The organism is Flavobacterium sandaracinum (assembly GCF_004349135.1).
Lineage (GTDB): Bacteria > Bacteroidota > Bacteroidia > Flavobacteriales > Flavobacteriaceae > Flavobacterium > Flavobacterium sandaracinum.
In genome coordinates this window covers 115,406-134,943 of record NZ_SMFN01000002.1, presented here as the reverse complement: position 1 = coordinate 134,943, position 19,538 = coordinate 115,406, and the positions used below count along the sequence as shown (strand labels likewise).

Here is a 19,538-nt window from a genome sequence, read left to right as displayed (position 1 = left end):
TAACTAGTTTTAAGAAGTTAACGTTGTGTAAATACATTTACTTCTTAAAACTGTTGCATAACTTAAAATAATCTCAGAAATCGATTTTCAACAGCATTATTTATATGCAGTAAAATGGGTTTTGAATTTTGATTTTAACTATTTTTCATAATTAAGCCCCTTGTTTTTTTTAAAAAATTAAAATCCTTTTAATAGCCTACTTTCAGTATAGTATCCTAGAGCAGTTCAATGAGAATACTGTTTCTAAATGGTTCTATTTTTTATCAAAAAAGTTGGTCATTAGATAGTAAACAAGCATAAATGTGGGAAATATATAATTTATTACAATAGTTCTATAACAAATAAAATCACCCTGCTGATCACCTTTGCAGGAAATAATTTAACATAAATAATAATGAAAAAAATCCTATTAGTATGTACTTGCTTAGCATTTACATTTATCGCAAAAGCGCAAACTGAGGACAAGAAATGGAACATTGGTCTTCATAGTGGTGTGACACAATATCAAGGTGATTTAGGAAATAATTTTTATAAGACTGATAAAGCGTTTTATGGTTTTGGAGGTATTTCAGTTTCGCGCTACTTGGGTCGCTATTTTGATTTGAATTTTTTAGCTTCAAAAGGAACTATTGGATACAACGACGGACCTTTAAGAAGTTTCAAGAGTGACTTTAATTCTGTAGCATTGAATTTAAGATTTAACATGACAGGTCCAGAATCCATAGTTAGACCTTATGCTTTTGCAGGAGTTGGTGCTATTTTATTTGATAATGACGTAAATTTTGATCAAGACAGAATTGATTACGCCTTGCCTACTGCAGGTGGTGGATTGAATTTCAAATTGAGTGATGTCATTACACTTAATTTACAAGAAACGTTCAGTTTTTCTAATAAAGACCGAAGAGACGGTGTTAATGATAATGGCAAAAAAGATGCTTACCTTTCTCATATGGCGGGATTGACTTTCAATTTAGGAGAGAAAAAAGATGCTGACAATGATGGTGTAGCTGATCACAAAGATATGTGTCCTGATACTCCAGCGGGTATAGTTGTTGATGAAAATGGTTGTCCATTAGACAGAGACAAAGATGGAGTTGCTGATTATTTAGACACTTGTCCAGATGTTGCAGGAACTGCATTATTAAATGGCTGTCCTGATTCAGATAATGATGGAGTAGCAGACATAAATGATAAATGTCCAGATACTAAAGCAGGAACAAAAGTTGACGCTACAGGTTGTCCTATGGATAATGACCAAGATGGAATACAAAATGACTTAGATCGTTGTCCTGATGTAGCTGGTCCTGCAAGTTTAAATGGTTGCCCGGATACTGATGGAGATGGTGTAGCTGATATAGATGACCGTTGTCCTACTGTTAAAGGAACTATGGAAAACAAAGGATGTCCAGAAATCACAAAACAAGATGTTGAAAGAATTACGTACTTAGGAAGTAAAATATTCTTTGAAAACAATAGCGACAAATTAAAAGTTGGTTCATTAGTACAATTAGATGAATTAGTAAGTCTAATAAATAAATACGATGCTTCAAACTTAGTTATTGAAGGTCATGCTGACAGCAATGGTAGTGATGCTTTTAATTTAGAATTATCTCAAAGACGTACTGAATCCGTTAAAAATTATTTGATGGAAAAAGGAATCTCTGGAGCAAGAGTAACAGCAATTGGATACGGTGAAAGTAAACCTATCGCAACAAATGCAACGGCTATTGGACGTGCAAAAAACAGAAGAGTAGAGTTGAAAATGACTTACGAAAAATAAGAAGATTTGGTTGGGTTTTGGTTTGGTTAATTGAGGGCTGTTGGAAACAACAGTCCTCTTTTTTTGTTTTAGAGCATTTGAGATATAAAGCAAAATAAAAAACATCTTACCCGTTATTCCCATCGTTTAAAACTAAATTTTCACATAAAAGCGTAGTTTAAATTATCCTGTTCTTCGATTTAATTTTAAATTATATTGACCTCTAATTTATGAGAAACCTGTGAATTATACAATTTTATTATAAATTTATATAACAATTTTAATAAGCAAATGACTGAAATTTAGGTTATTATAAATTATCCATTATTCGTTAATGCTGAACCACGTAGCATTGATTAATCCAAGAAAAAAATCATGATAACAACTAAAAAAAAATTGGGTATTTGGATGGATCATTCCTTTGCTCATCTAATGGAATTTACCTCTAAGCATTTTGAGATTGAAACTATTGAATCAGATTTTGCATTAAAAGACAAAAATACGCATTTGTCAAAGCCTACAAATTTAATGAAGGAGAAAGAAAAAAAACTACTCTACGATTATTATAAAAAAATTGGAGAAACGGTTAAAAATTATAAGCGTGTCATTCTTTTTGGACCAACTGATGCGAAAATTGAACTCTTCGATCTCTTAAGTGAAGATGAGCGCTTTTTAAAAATAAAATTTGAAATTAAGCATACCGATAAGATGACTGTGAATCAGCAGCACAATTTTGTCAAAGAATATTTCTCTGGCGCATAATCCAGAAATTACTTTAAATAAAATAAATAGTTGTAAAAATGAAATCAAAAAGTATCGGAATCATCCTAATTATATTAGGGACAATAATGCTGTTTTACAATAGCTTTAATTTCACAACCACCGAAAAAGTGGTAGATATAGGACCCATAGAGATCAATAAAGAAGTAAATCACCCCATCACTTGGCCACCAATAATTGGCATTGTACTCGCCGTAGGAGGAGTCGTTTTGTTAGTAGCTGGAATTAACAAAAAAGTGTGAAAGTAATAGCTTGAATTGCCTGGTTAGGTGTGAATAATATAACTTTTTAAAATATTTATATAAGCTATTATATTATTTGTTCCTTTAATTTTGTAGGATAAAATAACTCAAAAAAAATTACCATGCCAATTCAATTAAAATTAAGTATTAAAAAATTGTTCTTAGGTGTAGCAGCAATTCTTCTAATTGTATCATTTTCTTCCTGCGGAAAAAATGTTGCTTTTCAAAATTCGTCAATTGTTCCTGCAGCAAAAGGGAATGTAAGCGTTAAAAAGGATAGCAATAAAAATTATTCTATTAAAATAAAGATATCAAATTTAGCAGAAGTAACCAGATTACAACCTTCAAAAAATGTGTATGTAGTTTGGATGGAAACAGAAGAATCTCTTGTTAAAAATATTGGACAAATAAAAAGCGATACAGGCTTTATGTCTTCAAAACTTAAAGCGAGTTTTGAAACTGTTACCTCTTTTGAACCTTCAAAAATATTTATTACAGCTGAAGATCAACAAGATGTTCAATATCCTGGAATGCAACTTATTTTATCTACAAATAGATTCTAGTACATTCTAGAGATTTATAGCTTAAGGCTACTACTCTTTTTAAATAAAATACGTACTAGCAATACAATCAAAAAAATAAAAAGAGTAGTATTCTTTTATTATTTACCAATGGTTCTTATTAAAGATACTATCTATGTTCGTTTAATTTATTAATAGTTAAGGTCATGAATAAAGAAAAATCAATTGTTGTCTTAAATAATCTTATTGAAATCAATAATGAAAGAATTGAGATTTATAAAACAGCCAAAAAAGTAACGGAGGAAAATGATTTAAAAGATTTATTCGCTGAATTTCAGGAAACCAGTACCGTTTTCAAATCAGAACTAGTAGACGAAGTACAAAAGATGGGAGGCATCCCAGTGAATCTCAGTAAAAAAAACAGCTTGTTTTCAAGATTCTGGATTAATTTTAAAATAACTATTGCGGGAAAAGATCGAGAAGATATTTTGAACACTTTAGAATACAATGAGTTTGTTGCTATAAAAAGCTATAAAGATACGTTATCAAATAATCTGGATTATCTTACCGCAGAACTGCATATTAGGCTTAAATCACAACAAATTATGCTGACAAAGCACCATGATAAAGTCAAAAAATTAGGTGATTTGATGTTGTCTTAAAAGAACATTAGATACTCGTTTTACTGAAATCAATTGCTCTTTTAAGTATTACCAGTAAAACTTCTAGTTCATTTAGTGTAATTGAATGTGTGGGAGATTAAAACTATAACTAATTTATGGCCTTTAGTGGGCAACTCAAATGGTCATTTTTTTAATTAAATCTTTTTTTTAAAGTTTTTTATCAAAACTCCACACTATTTCATAAAGAGAACTTAAAATTATTGGTTTAGAACCACACAGTGAAATAGCTTACACTTTTCGTAAATTATGTTATAGTACAATCACAAATAAGTATTAGACTAGCGTTCATTTTTTCTTCACTACTACCCTATCACACAAACTGTATAAAATTATAATGTTCCAATGAGTCCGAAAAATAACAGCAACTATAAATGAGTACTACACTAACCGCAAAAAAGGAAAATATAATTAGCTATTTAAAAGAAACATTTTACGATGTAGGTAAAGTGACATTATTTGCTCTACGTTTTTTTAAAGAAGTAATTAAGCCTCCTTATGAGATGAAGGAATTCATCAAACAGTGTTATGTGATAGGCTATAAATCATTGCCATTAGTGACCATCACCGGTTTTATAATGGGATTAGTGCTTACACTACAATCAAGACCAACTTTAGCCAAGTTTGGAGCTGAATCTTGGTTGCCAAGTATGGTGGCACTGTCGCTAATTAGGGAAATAGCGCCAGTTATAACTGCCTTGATTTGTGCAGGTAAAGTTTCCTCCGGAATTGGTGCCGAATTAGGATCCATGAAAGTAACAGAACAAATTGATGCCATGGAAGTTTCTGCTATAAACCCTTATAAATATTTAGTTGTTACCCGAATTTTGGCCACGACTCTTATGATACCACTATTAGTAATTTATGCAGATGGTATAGGTATTATTGGTGGCTATATTGGAATTAATATTCATAGCGACGTCAATTTTTATCGGTATCTAGCTCAAGTATTAGAATCAATTACCTTTTTAGATATTTTTCCGGCAACGATGAAAACTTTTTTCTTTGGTTTTTTCATTGGTATGATTGGATGCTATAAAGGATTTAATGCAGCTAACGGAACAGAGAGCGTTGGTAAAGCGGCTAATTCAGCGGTGGTGACTGCTTCATTAACCATCTTTATTATTGATATGTTGGCCGTTCAAATAACCGATTTATTTTTTTAAAATGACACAAGAAAAAACAAATCTGGAACTTAACGCTGTGACTACAGTAAATGATTCAGTGATAGAAATAAATGAACTTTACAAATCCTTTGGAAAAAATGAGGTTTTAAAAGGAGTTAATCTTACGGTGAATAAAGGAGAAAACCTTGTTATTTTAGGAAAATCGGGTTCTGGAAAATCAATTACCATCAAGTGTATTGTTGGATTAATGGATATTGACAAAGGAGAAATCAAAGTGTTTGGGTCTGATATCACTAAGTTGGATAGTGTTGAGCTTAACAAAATAAGAGTCCGAATTGGATTTTTATTTCAAAATGCTGCCTTGTATGATTCAATGAGTGTACGTGATAATCTGGGGTTTACTTTAAAGCGACATGCCAAAGATTTATCTGCAGAGGAAGTTGAAAATCAAATTAAGGAAATTTTAGAAAGTGTTGGTTTGAGCGAAGCTATTGATAAAATGCCCTCAGAATTATCCGGTGGTATGCGCAAAAGAATTGGTCTGGCAAGGACACTTATTTTAAAACCTGAAATAATATTATACGATGAGCCTACAACAGGACTCGACACGATCACTTCAAGAGAAATTAGTGAATTAGTGCTTGAAATTCAGAAAAAATATAAAACATCTTCTATCATAATTACACATGATATGCCGTGTGCGAAACATACTAGCGATCGTATCGTTATTTTGAAAGAAGGCGTCATACATGTTGAAGGAACGTATGAAGAATTAGAAAAAAGCGACGATGAATGGGTTCGTTCTTTTTTCATCTAACCAATTAAAAAATAAAAAATGAATAAAGAATCTGGATACCAATGGAAATTGGGAATGTTTGTAATTATAGGATTGGTACTATTTGTTGGAACCATATATTTCGTTGGAAAACAAAAAAATTTATTTGGATCTACGTTTGAATTGTACTCTAAATTTAATTCGGTTAACGGACTTGAAGTTGGAAACAATGTTCGCTTGTCTGGTATTAATATTGGTACTGTTGAAGAAATTGATTTTCTAAATGATACCTCAGTGGTGATTAAATTAGTCATAAGAGACGAAGTTCGTAAATACATCAAGAAAGATGCTATTGCGAGTATTAATTCCGATGGTTTGATGGGTGATAAAGTTTTGACAATTTCATCCGGTAAAAATTCTACTGTAATAGTTGAAAACAACAACTATATAACTTCCAAAAGATCAATCGAAATGGATGATTTAATGGTGAGTGTCAAGAAAAGTGTTGATAATGCGGGCGTTATTACTGCTCAATTGGCGCAATTCAGTTACAGCATGAATAATGGAAACGGTGCACTATCCAGATTGGTTTCTGATGAGGAATTTGGAAACAGCATAAAAACCATGGTTAGTAATCTTGAAAATAGCTCTACGGAATTCAAAAGATTTACAGTAAATATGAATAACGGAAAAGGCGCCTTGTCAAAATTGGTTAGCGATGAAAGAATGGGAAAAGTAATCGATTCTTCACTAACTAATGTTAAATCAGCAACTAAAGGACTGAATGAAGTTATTGAAGCTGCAAAAAATAATTTCTTATTGAGAGGTTATTTTAATAAAAAGAAAAAAGAGGAAGAAAAAAAGCAAGAAGCAGCAGCTGATTTAGAAGAGGAAGAAATGAAGAGAGAATTGAAAATTGGTGCTGAAAATGATTCTTTAAAATAGTCCGAAATCACAATATTTACTGATTTAAAACATCATACTTGTTAGCAACAATTATGATGTTTTAAATTTTTTATTTTAAATACCAACCCATTTTATCCATTAAAATACTTTATCATGAAAACAGAAAAAGAAATCAATCAGGCAATACTCGAAATTACTATGAAAATCCGTAATGAATATCCTGAATTGATCAAATATTTATTAGAGATGCCAGTGACAATTCCTGACGTTGAAAATCCCGAAATGACTATTAAAGTATTGACTGATTATCATGAATCACTTAAGAATATAGTAGAGAAATACATTTCAAGTCATAAATAAACATAAAACGCAATATTGTTGTTTTCAATTGATTTCTTAATAGTAAAAAAATACTTTTTTATTTATTTAGATTTTCCCATAATCTGTGTTAATTTTTATTCAATCAGTGAATAATGAAACTAATCTTTAAAGTTATATAACTGCAAAAACCTGTAAACGCCTGAACTTTGTAAAGTGAAAACTATTTCGCATACAATACACAATAAATAAATGGATCCGATAGAGCGCGAGGGAAACTGGGAAGAACAAAAAAAAGAGCTAAAAGAAAAGTTTGCTGCTTTAACCAATAATAAAGCACTTTTTTCTGAAGAGAAAAAAGAAGAAATGCTAAAAAAGTATCAAGCAATACTGGGAATATCCAGAGCAGAATTACTACAAATATTTGAAGGTCTTTAGGTTCTACTATCCTTCAAAATCCTCTTAGATTACTGTATTTAAAATTAAAATTTTGTCGAAAAATAATTTTAGCATCTTTAAAAATACTAGCAAAAACACAATAACAAACTGTACATTAAATCAATAACTTAAAACAATTCAAAATGAAAAAAATATTTTTTACACTTGCCATTACAACATTTATGGCTGGAACTCTTTTAGTAGGATGCCAAGACACCTCAAAAAAAGAAGAAGCTGCTAAGGATAACGTAGAAGAAGCAAGAGATAATCTTGATGATGCAAAAGAAGAATTGTCAGATGCAAGAGCAGCAGCTACCGAGAAAGAATGGAATGATTTCAAAGAAAGTACTGATTCTACAATTAAGCAAAATGAAATTCGCATTGCAGAAATGAAAACCAATATGAAAAAAACTGGTAAATCAATTGATGAAATGTATGCTAAACAAATTGAAGCATTAGAGCTAAAAAATAAAAACATCAAATTGAAAGTGCAAGAGTATAAAAATGATACTAATAGTGACTGGCAATCTTTCAAAGAAGAATACAATCGAGACATGGATGAACTAGGTGCTGCAATGAAAAACTTGACAGTAGATAATAAATAGAAAATGTAAAAGGCGAGTTTTAGAACTCGCCTTTTTTTTGGTAATAATATAACTATCAGCATTTTAATAATTTAACTATTTATTAAAATACTCTAAAGTGTGAATAATGTAACTTTAAATAAAAGTAATGTAACAATAGCCTAAGGTAAGATGCGGATATTTGTAATATAATAATTCAATTAAAAAACAAACAAAATGAAAAATTCAAAAAAACTGATTTTTGCTTCATTAGTATTAAGTTTCATGAGCTTTACAAGCGCACAAGCGCAAGAAAAAACACCTTCTTACGGTTTTAAAGGTGGACTAAATTTTTCTAATTTTTATACAGATAATGTGGATGACAGTAATATACTAACAGGTTTCAATGCTGGTTTATATGCTAAGTTCCCAATTACAAATAGTATTGCAATTCAGCCAGAAATAAATTACACAACTAAAGGTTCTGAGCAAATATACGATAACGCAGTATTCCAGGGAACATCAAAATTCAATATCAATTATATTGAAGTACCTGTTTTATTAGTTGCTAATTTGACTGATAATTTTAATGTACATGTTGGTCCATACGCAGCCTACATGGTTAGTGGAAAAACATCAACTGAAACTAATTTTGGATCTTCTACAAGTGAATTAGACACTGATGATTTCAACAAGTTTGACGCTGGTATTTCTGGTGGTGTAGGAGTAGATTTAGATGTAGTAAACTTTGGTGTTCGTTACAACTATGGTTTAACTAAAATAGGAAAGGACAATAACTTTACTTCTTCTGACGCAAAAAACAGTGTTTTTAACGTTTACGTAGGATTGAGATTAAACTAATAAATAATAACTAATCATTTAAAACTAAAAATCATGAGCAACCTTCTTTACACCATCGCAGTAATCTTAGTTATCTTTTGGGCAATTGGATTTTTTGCCTATAGTGCAGGATCAATTATTCACATTCTTCTGGTTATTGCAGTAATTGCAATCTTATTCAGACTTATATCAGGTAGAAGAATTTAATTCAAGACTACTAAAAAAAATCAAAATTATAAATCATTAAAAAAAAACAAAATGGGAAATCTTCTTTATACAATCGCAGTAATACTAGTAATTTTTTGGGCAATCGGATTTTTTGCATTCAGCTTAGGATCAATTATTCACGTACTTCTTGTTATTGCAGTAATAGCAATACTTTTTAGACTTATTCAAGGTAGAGGTATATAATTCAATTTTTTAAATTAATAAAAATAAAAATAAATAATTATGAAAGCAGATAAAATAATATTAGGAGTTTTAGGCGGAGTAGCTGTAGGAGCATTATTAGGAGTATTGTTTGCACCTGAAAAAGGAGACAAAACAAGAACTAAAATTATGGACAAAAGTAATGACTACGCTGATGAATTAAAAGGCAAGTTAGATACTTTATTAGGTACAATTACTCAGAAATACGAGAAAATCTGGAAAGAAGGTGAATCTTTAGTATCTGAAGGAAAATCAAAATTCTATGATGCTAAAAATGAAGGTGAAACTTTACTTGCTGAAGGAAAATCAAAATTTTACGATGCAAAAAACGAAATTAAAAATACAAATATCTAATTCGATATTCAATTTTTAAGATTTCAATATTCAATACGTTTACAAATTATATCATGGAAAACAACGCAACAACAATAGAAATGCTTTTCGAAAGAGCAGAGAATTACACTAAAACTACAGTAGAATTGGCGAAGTTACATGCAGTGGATAAAACTGCTGATGTTATGTCTTCTCTTATTTCTAGATTAGCTGTTTCTATTGTTTTTGCAATGTTTGCCTTTTTGGTCAATATTGGCCTTTCCTTATGGATTGGAGAATTAGTTGGGAAACTATATTATGGCTTTTTCATTGTATCGAGTTTTTATTTACTTGTCGCAATTATTCTTTACATTTTTAAAGATGAGTGGATTAAAATGCCTATCAGCAATTTCATGATTGTTAAAATGCTTAAAAAAAATTAATATGAAAAAGATAAACCAAACAGACATTCTTAAGGAAACTATCTTATTAATGAAAATGAAACAAGCTGATGAATTAGTACAACTTAAAGATCAGTATCATTATACCGTTGAAAGCTTAAAACCAATAAATCTTATAAAAAATGCGTTTGGCATTATAGCTACATCCCCAGAAATTAAAGGAAATATCCTGAGCAATGTTTTAGGAATGACTACAGGATACATTACTAAAAAAGTTTTATTAGGATCTACTCACAATCCAATAAAAAGAATATTGGGAACAGTTTTACAATTTGTAATTACCAACATTGTTACTAAAAAGACCGAAAAACTACAAGACAACGACTTAGAAAATGTCTAATTTTAGATTAATATTTTTTTACTATTAAATTCTATATCTTTTTAATTATTATCTTTAATTTTTTATTTTTGATAGGAAATTACAAGCTTTTTGACCTATTTTTAAAAAAATTTTCAGTAAAGATTTTAAATTGAAGCAAGATGATTAAAAGAGTAAATAAGGAAGAATTAATAATTCAAAATAATCAACTTGCTTTTCAAAACCAAGAAAATGAAAAGCGTGCTGCTGAATTAATTATCGCTAACAAAGAACTTGCTTTTCAAAACCAAGAAAAAGAAAAGCGTGCAGCTGAATTAGTTATTGCCAATAAAGAACTAGCTTTTCAAAACCAAGAAAAAGAAAAGCGTGCAGCCGAATTAATTATTGCCAATAAAGAACTTGCTTTTCAAAACCAAGAAAAAGAGAAGCGTGCAGCAGAATTAATTATTGCCAATAAAGAACTTGCTTTTCAGAACCAAGAAAAAGAAAAGCGTGCTGCTGAATTAATTATTGCAAACAAAGAACTTGCTTTTCAAAACCAAGAAAAAGAAAAGCGTGCTGCTGAATTAATTATTGCCAATAAAGAACTTGCTTTTCAAAACGAAGAGAAAGAAAAAAAAGCAGAGCAGCTTGTCAAAATCAATTCTGAATTAAATAGCGCTAAGGAATATCAAAAAGCGTACATTAATGGACTACAAGAAATTATGTTCATAACTTCACACCGTGTACGACAGCCCGTTACAAACATATTAGGAATTTCTAACCAATTAGATCAAACTTCCAATTCTCAACAGGAAGTTAAAGACTGTATAGAGTTCATCAAACAATCAGCATTAACTCTTGACACATTTACGAAAGAGCTTACTATTTTTATTTCCAATTTAAAACAAAAAGGAAAAGAATTAAATGTTGATGATTTAAATAATTTTTAGTTCAAAGTTATTTAAATATAACTTTTAGTTCCTACTACCACTCCAATTTCTACTGGTATTAAAAAGCAATTATTTATAACGCTGTTATTTCATACGGTACAAATACTACTTTTCGTTTACATTATTTTAAAATATAGTTTTAGAATAATGAATACTCTCCTATTTTTCTTTTTTCCAATTATCGTCTTCATTTATATTTTTTTTCTTCCTAACAATTAATTGTGATAACACAATGTTAACACTTTTTAAATATTAAAACATTGATTTTAAATAACTTGATTATTTTTTTAACAAATAAAATAAGTGAATCTTACAACTTATAAAGTTAATTGTATAACTTATTTAGTCGATGAAAGGCTCACCTTTGACGATAAAATACTTAATCCCCTAAATTTAAAAAAATGAATACTAAAAAACTACTACTAACCTTTGCAATACTGATTATTGCATTAATTTCAGGTTGTGCAGAAGACAATTTTATTGAGACAGAAGGTGTCTGTCCTGTAGTATCTTCTACAATTCCATTAAATGGGGCTTTAGGTGTTCCCTTAAGACAAGTTATTTCTGCAACATTCAATGAAGAAATGAACCCAACAACGATTAATGAAGCTACTTTCATTGTTACGGAAGCTAACGGTACTGCTGTTGCAGGTACAGTTACTTATAGCGGAACAACTGCTACATTTACTCCTTCAAGTTTTCTGAAACCAAACACTACTTACACTGGAAGAATTAAAACTGGTGTTAAAGATGTTATGGGTAATGCCCTTCAAACGGATTATGTTTGGACATTTAGTACTGGAATGGTTATAGTACCTACTGTTATTACAACAGATCCTGCAAATAATGCTACAAATGTTCCTTTAAATAAAACAATTACTGCGACATTTAGTATTCCAATGGATCCATTGACAATAAATAATTTTACTTTTATCGTAAATCAAGGAACTAATTCAGTTGCTGGAACGATTGCTTACGCTGGTTCAGTCGTAACTTTTACACCAACTGCTGCCTTAACTCCTAATACAATTTATACAGTTACAATTACTAATGGTGCTAAAAATTTAGACGGAACGCCTTTAGCTGCAAATTATGTGTGGAATTTCACTACAGAAGCACCTCCAACAGTGACTGCAACTGACCCTACTAATAATGCTAAAGGAGTAAGTTTAAACAAAACGGTTACTGCAACATTCAGTGTACCAATGGATCCTTTAACTTTAAACAGTACAACATTTACAGTAAAACATGGAACATTTACAGTGCCTGGTGTAATTACTTATGCAGGTTCAACAGTATCTTTTACAGCTACTAATGGATATGTTGCAAATAATGATTATACGGTTACAATTACTACAGGAGCAAAAAGTGTATCAGGTATACCATTAGCAAATAATTATGTATGGAAATTTACTACCGCTGCTGCACCAACAGTTACTGCAACTGACCCTCTTAATAATGCAACTGGAGTAAATCTAAATAAAACGGTTACTGCTACATTTAGCACAGCTATGGATCCTTTGACTATTAATGCCACAACTTTTACTTTAAGACAAGGTACGACTGTTATTGCAGGAGTAGTTTCTTACAGTGGAACAACCGCTTCATTTAATCCAGTTAATTCTTTTGAGGCAGGACTTACTTATACTGCAACTATCACAACAGGAGCTAAAAATGTAGCAGGTGCTTCATTGGCAAATAACTATGTATGGACTTTCTCAACAGTGAATCCAGCAGTTGTTACTCCACCTCCAGCAGCCGCTAGCGGTTTATTTTTCGGAGTTTTTGGAGGAAACGCAGGAATTACGAATCAAGGTTTGAATACAGTGATTAATGGAAATATTGGAACAACCGCTGCTGCGACTCTAGTAACAGGATTTCATGATGGTACGACAGGAGATGTATACACAGAAACTCCTCTTAATGTAGGACGTGTAAGTGGAAGAATCCATACAGCGCCCCCAGCTCCAGGTTCAGCAGCCTCTGCAGCTATTGCTACTCAAGGATTAGTTGATGCAAATGCAGCTTATCTTAGTATTTCTCCAGCACAAAAACCAGGTGGAATGGATCCAGGTGCAGGTGAATTAGGGAATCTAGTTTTAGCTCCAGGAATTTATAAATCAGCAGGTGCAACTTTCAAAATATCAAATGGTGATTTAACTTTAGATGCTAAAGGTGATCCTAATGCAGTTTGGATTTTTCAAACAGCAGCTGGTTTAACAGTAGGAATCGCTGGTCCAAATGGTGCTAAAAGTGTAAAATTAGTAAACGGTGCCCAAGCTAAAAACGTATACTGGTATGTTGGTACTGCAGCCGTGATTAATGGCGCTGGTGGTGGAGTTATGACAGGAACTATTATTGCTTCTGCCGGAGTTACATTCTCAACTGCTGGAAATGCTGTGCAAACGGTATTGAATGGTAGAGCAATTTCATTAGTAGCTTCAGTTACTATGGTGAATACAACTATCAATGTACCTGCTAATTAAGCATTAGTCCAATAGATTTAATAAACAAAAAGTTTTATCCCGTCGAAAGGCGGGATATATTTAAAATGAATCAAACAATATAAATAATATGAACAATATAACTAATTTAAAAAAGGGATTACGCCAAGCTTGGTCCCCTAATAACTTACCAATCAAAAGTCTTTTACTTGTGTCTTTGACATGGTTAAGTGTTCAAACACCTATACAAGCACAGGAAGCACAAGCAATTAAATATGCAAAACCTTCTTGGTATTTTGGAGTTGCCGGTGGAGCAAATTTCAACTTTTACCGTGGTTCTACAAATCAGCTAAATGCTGCTTTTACACCTCCTGCGACTTTTCATGACGGTGACGGTGTTGGACTTTTTATTGCGCCGCTTTTAGAATATCGCCCTGCTACTTCTAGATGGGGAGTTATGTTACAAGCAGGTTTTGATAGCCGTAAAGGTTCTTTTGACCAAGTGCTTACAGCATGTGACTGTCCAGCTGATTTATCTACTGATCTTAGTTATATCACGGTAGAACCAAGCGTACGTTTTGCTCCGTTTAAATCTAATTTTTACCTTTATGGAGGTCCACGTTTGGCTTTCAATCTGGATAAATCATTTACGTATCAGTTAGGAATTAATCCTGCATTCCCAGATCAAGAGCCTTCAGCGGCGGTATCGGGTGAATTTAGTGAAATTGAAAAAACTATTTTGTCCATGCAAATTGGCGCTGGATATGATATTCCACTTTCTTCTGATAGTAACAAAACACAATTTGTTTTATCTCCTTTTGTTTCTTTCCAACCTTATTTTGGTCAAAATCCACGTGCTACAGAAACTTGGAACATTACTACAATTAGAGCTGGTGTAGCGCTTAAATTTGGTCAAGGACAAAATATCCAACAAGCTACAGATATGGTAAAAGACCGTGAGGTTGATTTTACTGTAAATTCTCCTAGCAATGTTCAAGGTGAAAAAAGAATGACTGAAGTTTTCCCACTTAGAAACTACGTTTTCTTTAACGAAGGATCAACTGAAATTCCAAACCGTTATGTTTTATTAACGAAAGATCAAGTGAAAGACTTTAAAGAAGATCAATTGGAAACATTTGCTCCTAAAAATTTATCAGATCGTTCTAAACGTCAAATGACAGTTTATTATAATGTGTTGAACATCCTTGGGGATCGTATGCAAAAAAATCCTGCTGCAACTATTACTTTGGTTGGTTCATCAGAAAAAGGAAATACAGATGGTCTTGCTATGGCAGAATCAGTGAAAACGTATTTAGTAAACGTATTTGCAATTAATGCAACTAGAATTACAACTAAGGGTCAAGATAAACCAAATATCCCATCAGAACAACCAGGAGGAACTCAAGAATTAGTGTTGCTACGAGAAGGTGACCGCAGAGTTTCTATTGAAAGTAACAGTCCTGATTTATTGATGGAATTTCAAAGTGGCCCTGATGCTCCATTAAAACCAGTTCAAATGGTTGCTTCGCAAGTCGCACCCGTTGACAGTTATGTAACCTTTAATAACAAAGGAGCTGGTGAAGCTTTATCTTCTTGGTCATTACAAATAGCTGACGAACAAGGAAAAGTACAATCTTTTGGACCGTATACTGAAGAAGAGGTTAAAATTCCTGGAAAATCAATTTTAGGAAATCGTCCAGAAGGTGATTTTAAAGTAAAAATGATTGGTCAAACCAAAAGTGGTAAAATTATAGAGAAAGAAACTCCGGTTCACGTGACACTTTGGACTCCTGCTACAATGGTAGAAGGTACAAGATATAGTATCATCTATGAATTTAATACGTCAAAAGCAATTACGATGTATGAAAAATACCTTACTGAAGTAGTTACACCCAAAATTCCTGTAGGAGCAACGGTTCTTATCAAAGGTCATACTGATATTATTGGTGAAGAAGTGTACAATCAAGGATTATCTCTTGCACGTGCAAATGATGCAAAAAATATCATTGCAAATGCTTTAGCTAAAACTGGTAGAAATGATGTAAAATTTGAAGTTTCTGGTTTTGGTGAAAATGAAAACAATTCTCCTTTTGAAAATAAAACTCCAGAGGAACGTTTTTACAACCGTACCGTAATTATTGATATTATTCCTGCTGTTAAATAATTTAAAGTAGTCGGAGAATACATTTTATAAATACCCAAAAGGATAGAAACTAAAAAGTCTATCCTTTTTTTTTGTGCCAAAATTTAAAGTACAAATGCTTCGTAACTTCATGAATTGGAATCACTTCTTTTTAATATTTCTATTAAAAGAGACTATCTTTTATTTTTGCAAGTCCCTAATTATATTTCAAAGTGTGAATTTTCGCAAAATAATTAGTAATTTTACTAATCACTTTATGTAAAACATGACTGATAACGAGAAAACCCTGGTAAAATTCTATTCTGCTTTTTCAAATGCAGATGCAAAGACAATGTGTGAATGTTACGATTCAACGATACAATTTCGTGATCCTGTTTTCGGTTTATTGAAAGGAAATGATGTTTGCCAAATGTGGAAAATGCTGATAGAAAAAAGTAATGGAAATATTAAAATCGAATACTCAGATATAAAAGCTACTGAATATTTAGGTTCTGCACAATGGATTGCAACTTACAACTTCAGCAAAACAAATAGAAAAGTAGTGAATGTAATTCAGGCTCAATTTCAGTTCAAAGACGGACTAATTATTAAGCATACGGATGAATTTGATCTTTATAAATGGTCGAAACAAGCCTTTGGAATTACCGGACATCTATTTGGATGGACCGGTTTCTTTCAGAAAAAAATTCAAGAAAAAGCACTCTTATCCTTGAAAAAATATAAAGACACCCACCATGTTGATTGAAACTCTAAAGATACTTTTCAATAGGGATTTAAACATTCTTAAATTTGAAATTGAATCGTACCAAAATGAAATTAATCTTTGGAAAATCGAAAGTAATATCAGCAATTCAGCAGGAAATCTGTGTTTGCATTTAATTGGAAACTTAAATACATACATTGGAGCCGAATTTGGAAAAACCGGATATATCAGAAACAGAGCACTCGAATTTTCACTGAAAGACATTCCAAAAACAGAATTGCTTTCAAAAATCGAAGCAACGAGAATTGTGGTTAACAATGCGCTTAATGTTATTTGTGAAGAAGATTTAAATACAGAATATCCCCTTTTAGTTTTCCAAAATAAAACTTCAACTGAATTTATGCTTATCCATTTGACTACGCACCTAGCCTATCATTTGGGTCAAATCAATTACCACAGACGATTATTAGATACTAAAATGTAATTATAAGAAACATTCAATTTACTGTATTTCAATACTTTAAAATTCGTACTTTTATTAAAAATCGTTTACAATACGAATCGTAAAAACGGATTTAAAAACAAATTTGTATGTTGCAATCTTCTAAGACACCCGTTATATTTCACTCCGACAGAAAATATTCTGTTTTAGAAATTCTTCAGTTAATAGTCTTAGCTTGTCTTCTGCTTTATTTTGGCAAAACACTATTTATTCCGTTAAGTTTTTCTTTACTCATTGGTTTTATTCTGTATCCTGTTTGTAAATGGATGGAAACAAAAGGAATAAACAAAGGAATTGCTATTTTCATTTCCATTTTAGGAGCAACTCTTTTGGTCGGAGGTATCATCTACTTACTAATAGCGCAATTTTCAGAATTCCTTCAAGAGTGGCAATCGTTGCGAGTGAAACTAGCCGAAACAGTAAATCAATTGAGCCTATTTATTTCAGAACGATTTGATATTAGTTTGGAAAAACAAAGTGATTTTATCAATAATACACTCAACAACTCCGGTTCACAAGCCTTTTCAATCGTTCGGAACACCGCTTATTCTCTGTCTGAATCAGCATTTTTTCTAATCATGATTCCTGTTTTCTCTACATTAATACTCTTCCATCGCCAGATGTTATCGAATGCCTTATATGAGCTTTTTCCTCCTGAAAGAAAAAACACCATTCATGAAATCCTTGTGGAAACCATTCATGAATATTACAATTTCATTAAAGGAATGTTGGTAGTTTATTTAGTAGTTGGCTTATTAAACAGCATTGGACTTTGGATAATTGGGGTACCAAATCCCTTTCTGTTTGGTTTTATAGCCTCAATTTTAACTTTTATTCCGTATGTTGGAATCATGATATCCGCTCTTTTGCCCATTGCAGTTTCCTGGATTACGTATAATTCCATTTGGTATCCACTAGCCGTTATTGTAGTTTTTTCAATTGTACAGTTACTGGAAGCCTATATTATATTTCCATTTGCAGTAGGAAGCCGCTTGAAAATAAATACATTGGTTATAATTATTGTGGTAATTGTGGGAGGTATTTTATGGGGCGCTGCAGGAATGATTCTTTTCATTCCTTTCATCAGTATAGCAAAGTTGATTGCGGACCGCACACCAAGCTTAAAGACGTTATCCGTTTTATTGGGAGACGGTGAACAAAAGAAAACTACGAAATAATCTATTTCAAAAGGGCAAAATCAAACGCCCAATTCAATTCATTTTTATACCATAATTGTCCCTCTGAAACTTCCAATGGACAGTCAAAATTATTGGTATAAAGCGCTCCGGTTCCTAATCCCTGAGGCATTACATTATGTTGTAAAAACGTCCATTGCGCGATGGCATTCAGTCCAATATTACTCTCCAAAGCAGAGGTAATCCACCACCCTATTTTATGCTTTTCAGCCAATGAAATCCATTCTTGCGTGCCTCGAAAACCACCCACAAAACTAGGTTTCAAAATGATGTATTGTGGCTTGATTTTCTCTAATAATTGTTCTTTTTCAGCCAAAGTAAACACACCAATCAGCTCTTCATCCAAAGCAATAGGAAAAGGAGTGGCTTTACACAGTTCTGCCATACTGTCAGTATGATTTTTTTGTATTGGTTGCTCAATACTATGCAACTTAAATTCAGATAGTTGTATTAATTTATTTAAAGCTTCATTTTCATCAAAAGCCCCGTTAGCATCCACCCGAATTTCGACTTGTTCCGGAGTGAAATGTTCCCGAATAAATCGCAATAATTGCAATTCTTTATCGAAATCTATCGCTCCTATTTTGAGTTTAATGCAACGGAAACCCTGTGCTAGTTTTTCTTCGATTTGTTGCTTCATAAAAACCTCCTCACCCATCCAAACTAAACCGTTTATCAAGATAGATTTTGTACCATTTGTAAAGTCCGAAGGAAAGAGTAAAAAAGGAGTTTCACTCACTAAAGATTGAAACGCCATTTCGACTCCAAACTGTATTGAAGGAAACTCTAATAACGCTTCCCAAAGATGGTCTTTTCCAAGATGAATATTATCACAAGTCCATCGCAATTTTTCTTCATAATCCGGCCGATCATCAATACTCAATCCGCGAAGGATTCCGCATTCTCCTATTCCTCTTTTACCATCTTGTTCCAAGACAATAAACCAAGTTTCTTTTTCGGTCATAACGCCACGGGAAGTTCCCGATGGGCGTTTGAAATTAAGGATGTATTTGTGGTACGTTGCTTTCAAAAAAATTATTAATTATGAGTTATAAATTATGAGTTACATATTCGCATGATAAAATAAGCAATACCTAATCTTGTTAAGTCGAGACCTAATTGATGAGTCTCGACTGCGCTCGACTTGA

24 protein-coding genes are annotated in these 19,538 nt (G+C 32.1%); 23 read left to right on the top strand and 1 reads right to left on the bottom strand.

Annotation, left to right across the window (positions count from 1 at the left end; genetic code table 11):
• Window positions 1–394: 394 nt before the first annotated feature.
• The 23 genes from E0F91_RS18060 to E0F91_RS02405 all read left to right on the top strand — a co-directional run bounded on the left by E0F91_RS18060 (window position 395) and on the right by E0F91_RS02405 (window position 18,372).
• On the top strand, window positions 395–1,780 hold the full coding sequence (locus tag E0F91_RS18060; RefSeq protein ID WP_132064776.1) for an OmpA family protein: 1,386 nt from the start codon (window positions 395–397) through the stop codon (window positions 1,778–1,780).
• Window positions 1,781–2,134: 354 nt separating this feature from the next.
• Window positions 2,135–2,521, top strand: coding sequence for a hypothetical protein (locus E0F91_RS02510; protein ID WP_243698822.1), 387 nt, complete (start codon window positions 2,135–2,137; stop codon window positions 2,519–2,521).
• Between the two features lie 38 nt (window positions 2,522–2,559).
• Window positions 2,560–2,781, top strand: a complete 222-nt coding sequence (locus E0F91_RS02505) for a hypothetical protein (RefSeq protein WP_132064775.1) — start codon at window positions 2,560–2,562, stop codon at window positions 2,779–2,781.
• 122 nt (window positions 2,782–2,903) lie between these two features.
• Entirely contained in the window at window positions 2,904–3,344 is a 441-nt protein-coding gene (locus E0F91_RS02500; protein WP_243698821.1) for a hypothetical protein, read from the top strand.
• 164 nt (window positions 3,345–3,508) lie between these two features.
• Complete coding sequence (locus tag E0F91_RS02495; protein WP_132064774.1) at window positions 3,509–3,964, top strand: PA2169 family four-helix-bundle protein; 456 nt, start codon at window positions 3,509–3,511, stop codon at window positions 3,962–3,964.
• 425 nt (window positions 3,965–4,389) lie between these two features.
• Window positions 4,390–5,148, top strand: a complete 759-nt coding sequence (locus tag E0F91_RS02490; RefSeq protein WP_132064933.1) for an MlaE family ABC transporter permease — start codon at window positions 4,390–4,392, stop codon at window positions 5,146–5,148.
• A gap of 1 nt (window position 5,149) precedes the next feature.
• Window positions 5,150–5,926 (top strand): ABC transporter ATP-binding protein, encoded by a 777-nt coding sequence (locus E0F91_RS02485; RefSeq protein WP_132064773.1) that lies wholly within the window; start codon window positions 5,150–5,152, stop codon window positions 5,924–5,926.
• Window positions 5,927–5,944: 18 nt separating this feature from the next.
• Complete coding sequence (locus tag E0F91_RS02480; RefSeq protein WP_132064772.1) at window positions 5,945–6,829, top strand: MlaD family protein; 885 nt, start codon at window positions 5,945–5,947, stop codon at window positions 6,827–6,829.
• 114 nt (window positions 6,830–6,943) lie between these two features.
• Complete coding sequence (locus E0F91_RS02475; RefSeq protein ID WP_113633714.1) at window positions 6,944–7,150, top strand: hypothetical protein; 207 nt, start codon at window positions 6,944–6,946, stop codon at window positions 7,148–7,150.
• A gap of 210 nt (window positions 7,151–7,360) precedes the next feature.
• Window positions 7,361–7,546, top strand: coding sequence for a general stress protein CsbD (locus tag E0F91_RS02470; RefSeq protein WP_113633713.1), 186 nt, complete (start codon window positions 7,361–7,363; stop codon window positions 7,544–7,546).
• Window positions 7,547–7,689: 143 nt separating this feature from the next.
• Window positions 7,690–8,151 (top strand): hypothetical protein, encoded by a 462-nt coding sequence (locus E0F91_RS02465; RefSeq protein WP_132064771.1) that lies wholly within the window; start codon window positions 7,690–7,692, stop codon window positions 8,149–8,151.
• Between the two features lie 195 nt (window positions 8,152–8,346).
• A complete protein-coding gene (locus E0F91_RS02460; protein WP_113633711.1) occupies window positions 8,347–8,970 on the top strand; it encodes a porin family protein in 624 nt (207 codons plus the stop codon).
• 33 nt (window positions 8,971–9,003) lie between these two features.
• Window positions 9,004–9,156 (top strand): lmo0937 family membrane protein, encoded by a 153-nt coding sequence (locus E0F91_RS02455; protein WP_113633710.1) that lies wholly within the window; start codon window positions 9,004–9,006, stop codon window positions 9,154–9,156.
• 51 nt (window positions 9,157–9,207) lie between these two features.
• Window positions 9,208–9,360 carry a lmo0937 family membrane protein gene (locus tag E0F91_RS02450; RefSeq protein WP_113633709.1) on the top strand — a complete coding sequence of 51 codons (153 nt, stop codon included), beginning with the start codon at window positions 9,208–9,210 and terminating at the stop codon, window positions 9,358–9,360.
• Window positions 9,361–9,399: 39 nt separating this feature from the next.
• On the top strand, window positions 9,400–9,732 hold the full coding sequence (locus tag E0F91_RS02445; protein WP_113633708.1) for a YtxH domain-containing protein: 333 nt from the start codon (window positions 9,400–9,402) through the stop codon (window positions 9,730–9,732).
• Between the two features lie 53 nt (window positions 9,733–9,785).
• Window positions 9,786–10,133 (top strand): hypothetical protein, encoded by a 348-nt coding sequence (locus E0F91_RS02440; protein WP_113633707.1) that lies wholly within the window; start codon window positions 9,786–9,788, stop codon window positions 10,131–10,133.
• 1 nt (window position 10,134) lies between these two features.
• Window positions 10,135–10,491, top strand: a complete 357-nt coding sequence (locus E0F91_RS02435; RefSeq protein WP_113633706.1) for a hypothetical protein — start codon at window positions 10,135–10,137, stop codon at window positions 10,489–10,491.
• A 140-nt stretch (window positions 10,492–10,631) separates the two neighbouring features.
• Window positions 10,632–11,402 (top strand): diguanylate cyclase, encoded by a 771-nt coding sequence (locus E0F91_RS17920; RefSeq protein WP_243698820.1) that lies wholly within the window; start codon window positions 10,632–10,634, stop codon window positions 11,400–11,402.
• Between the two features lie 401 nt (window positions 11,403–11,803).
• Window positions 11,804–13,888 carry an Ig-like domain-containing protein gene (locus E0F91_RS02425; protein ID WP_113633705.1) on the top strand — a complete coding sequence of 695 codons (2,085 nt, stop codon included), beginning with the start codon at window positions 11,804–11,806 and terminating at the stop codon, window positions 13,886–13,888.
• A gap of 88 nt (window positions 13,889–13,976) precedes the next feature.
• Complete coding sequence (locus tag E0F91_RS02420; RefSeq protein WP_113633704.1) at window positions 13,977–16,010, top strand: OmpA family protein; 2,034 nt, start codon at window positions 13,977–13,979, stop codon at window positions 16,008–16,010.
• 244 nt (window positions 16,011–16,254) lie between these two features.
• Window positions 16,255–16,734 (top strand): nuclear transport factor 2 family protein, encoded by a 480-nt coding sequence (locus tag E0F91_RS02415; protein WP_113633703.1) that lies wholly within the window; start codon window positions 16,255–16,257, stop codon window positions 16,732–16,734.
• Complete coding sequence (locus E0F91_RS02410) at window positions 16,724–17,176, top strand: DUF1572 family protein (RefSeq protein WP_113633702.1); 453 nt, start codon at window positions 16,724–16,726, stop codon at window positions 17,174–17,176. Before E0F91_RS02415 ends, E0F91_RS02410 begins: the two co-directional genes overlap by 11 nt.
• A 107-nt stretch (window positions 17,177–17,283) precedes the next feature.
• Window positions 17,284–18,372: an AI-2E family transporter gene (locus tag E0F91_RS02405; protein WP_113633701.1), complete on the top strand. Its 1,089-nt coding sequence runs from the start codon at window positions 17,284–17,286 to the stop codon at window positions 18,370–18,372.
• A 1-nt stretch (window position 18,373) separates the two neighbouring features.
• On the opposite strand, the gene E0F91_RS02400 is transcribed toward E0F91_RS02405, so the two are convergent.
• Window positions 18,374–19,420: an o-succinylbenzoate synthase gene (locus tag E0F91_RS02400; protein ID WP_113633700.1), complete on the bottom strand. Its 1,047-nt coding sequence runs from the start codon at window positions 19,418–19,420 to the stop codon at window positions 18,374–18,376.
• Window positions 19,421–19,538 lie beyond the last annotated feature (118 nt).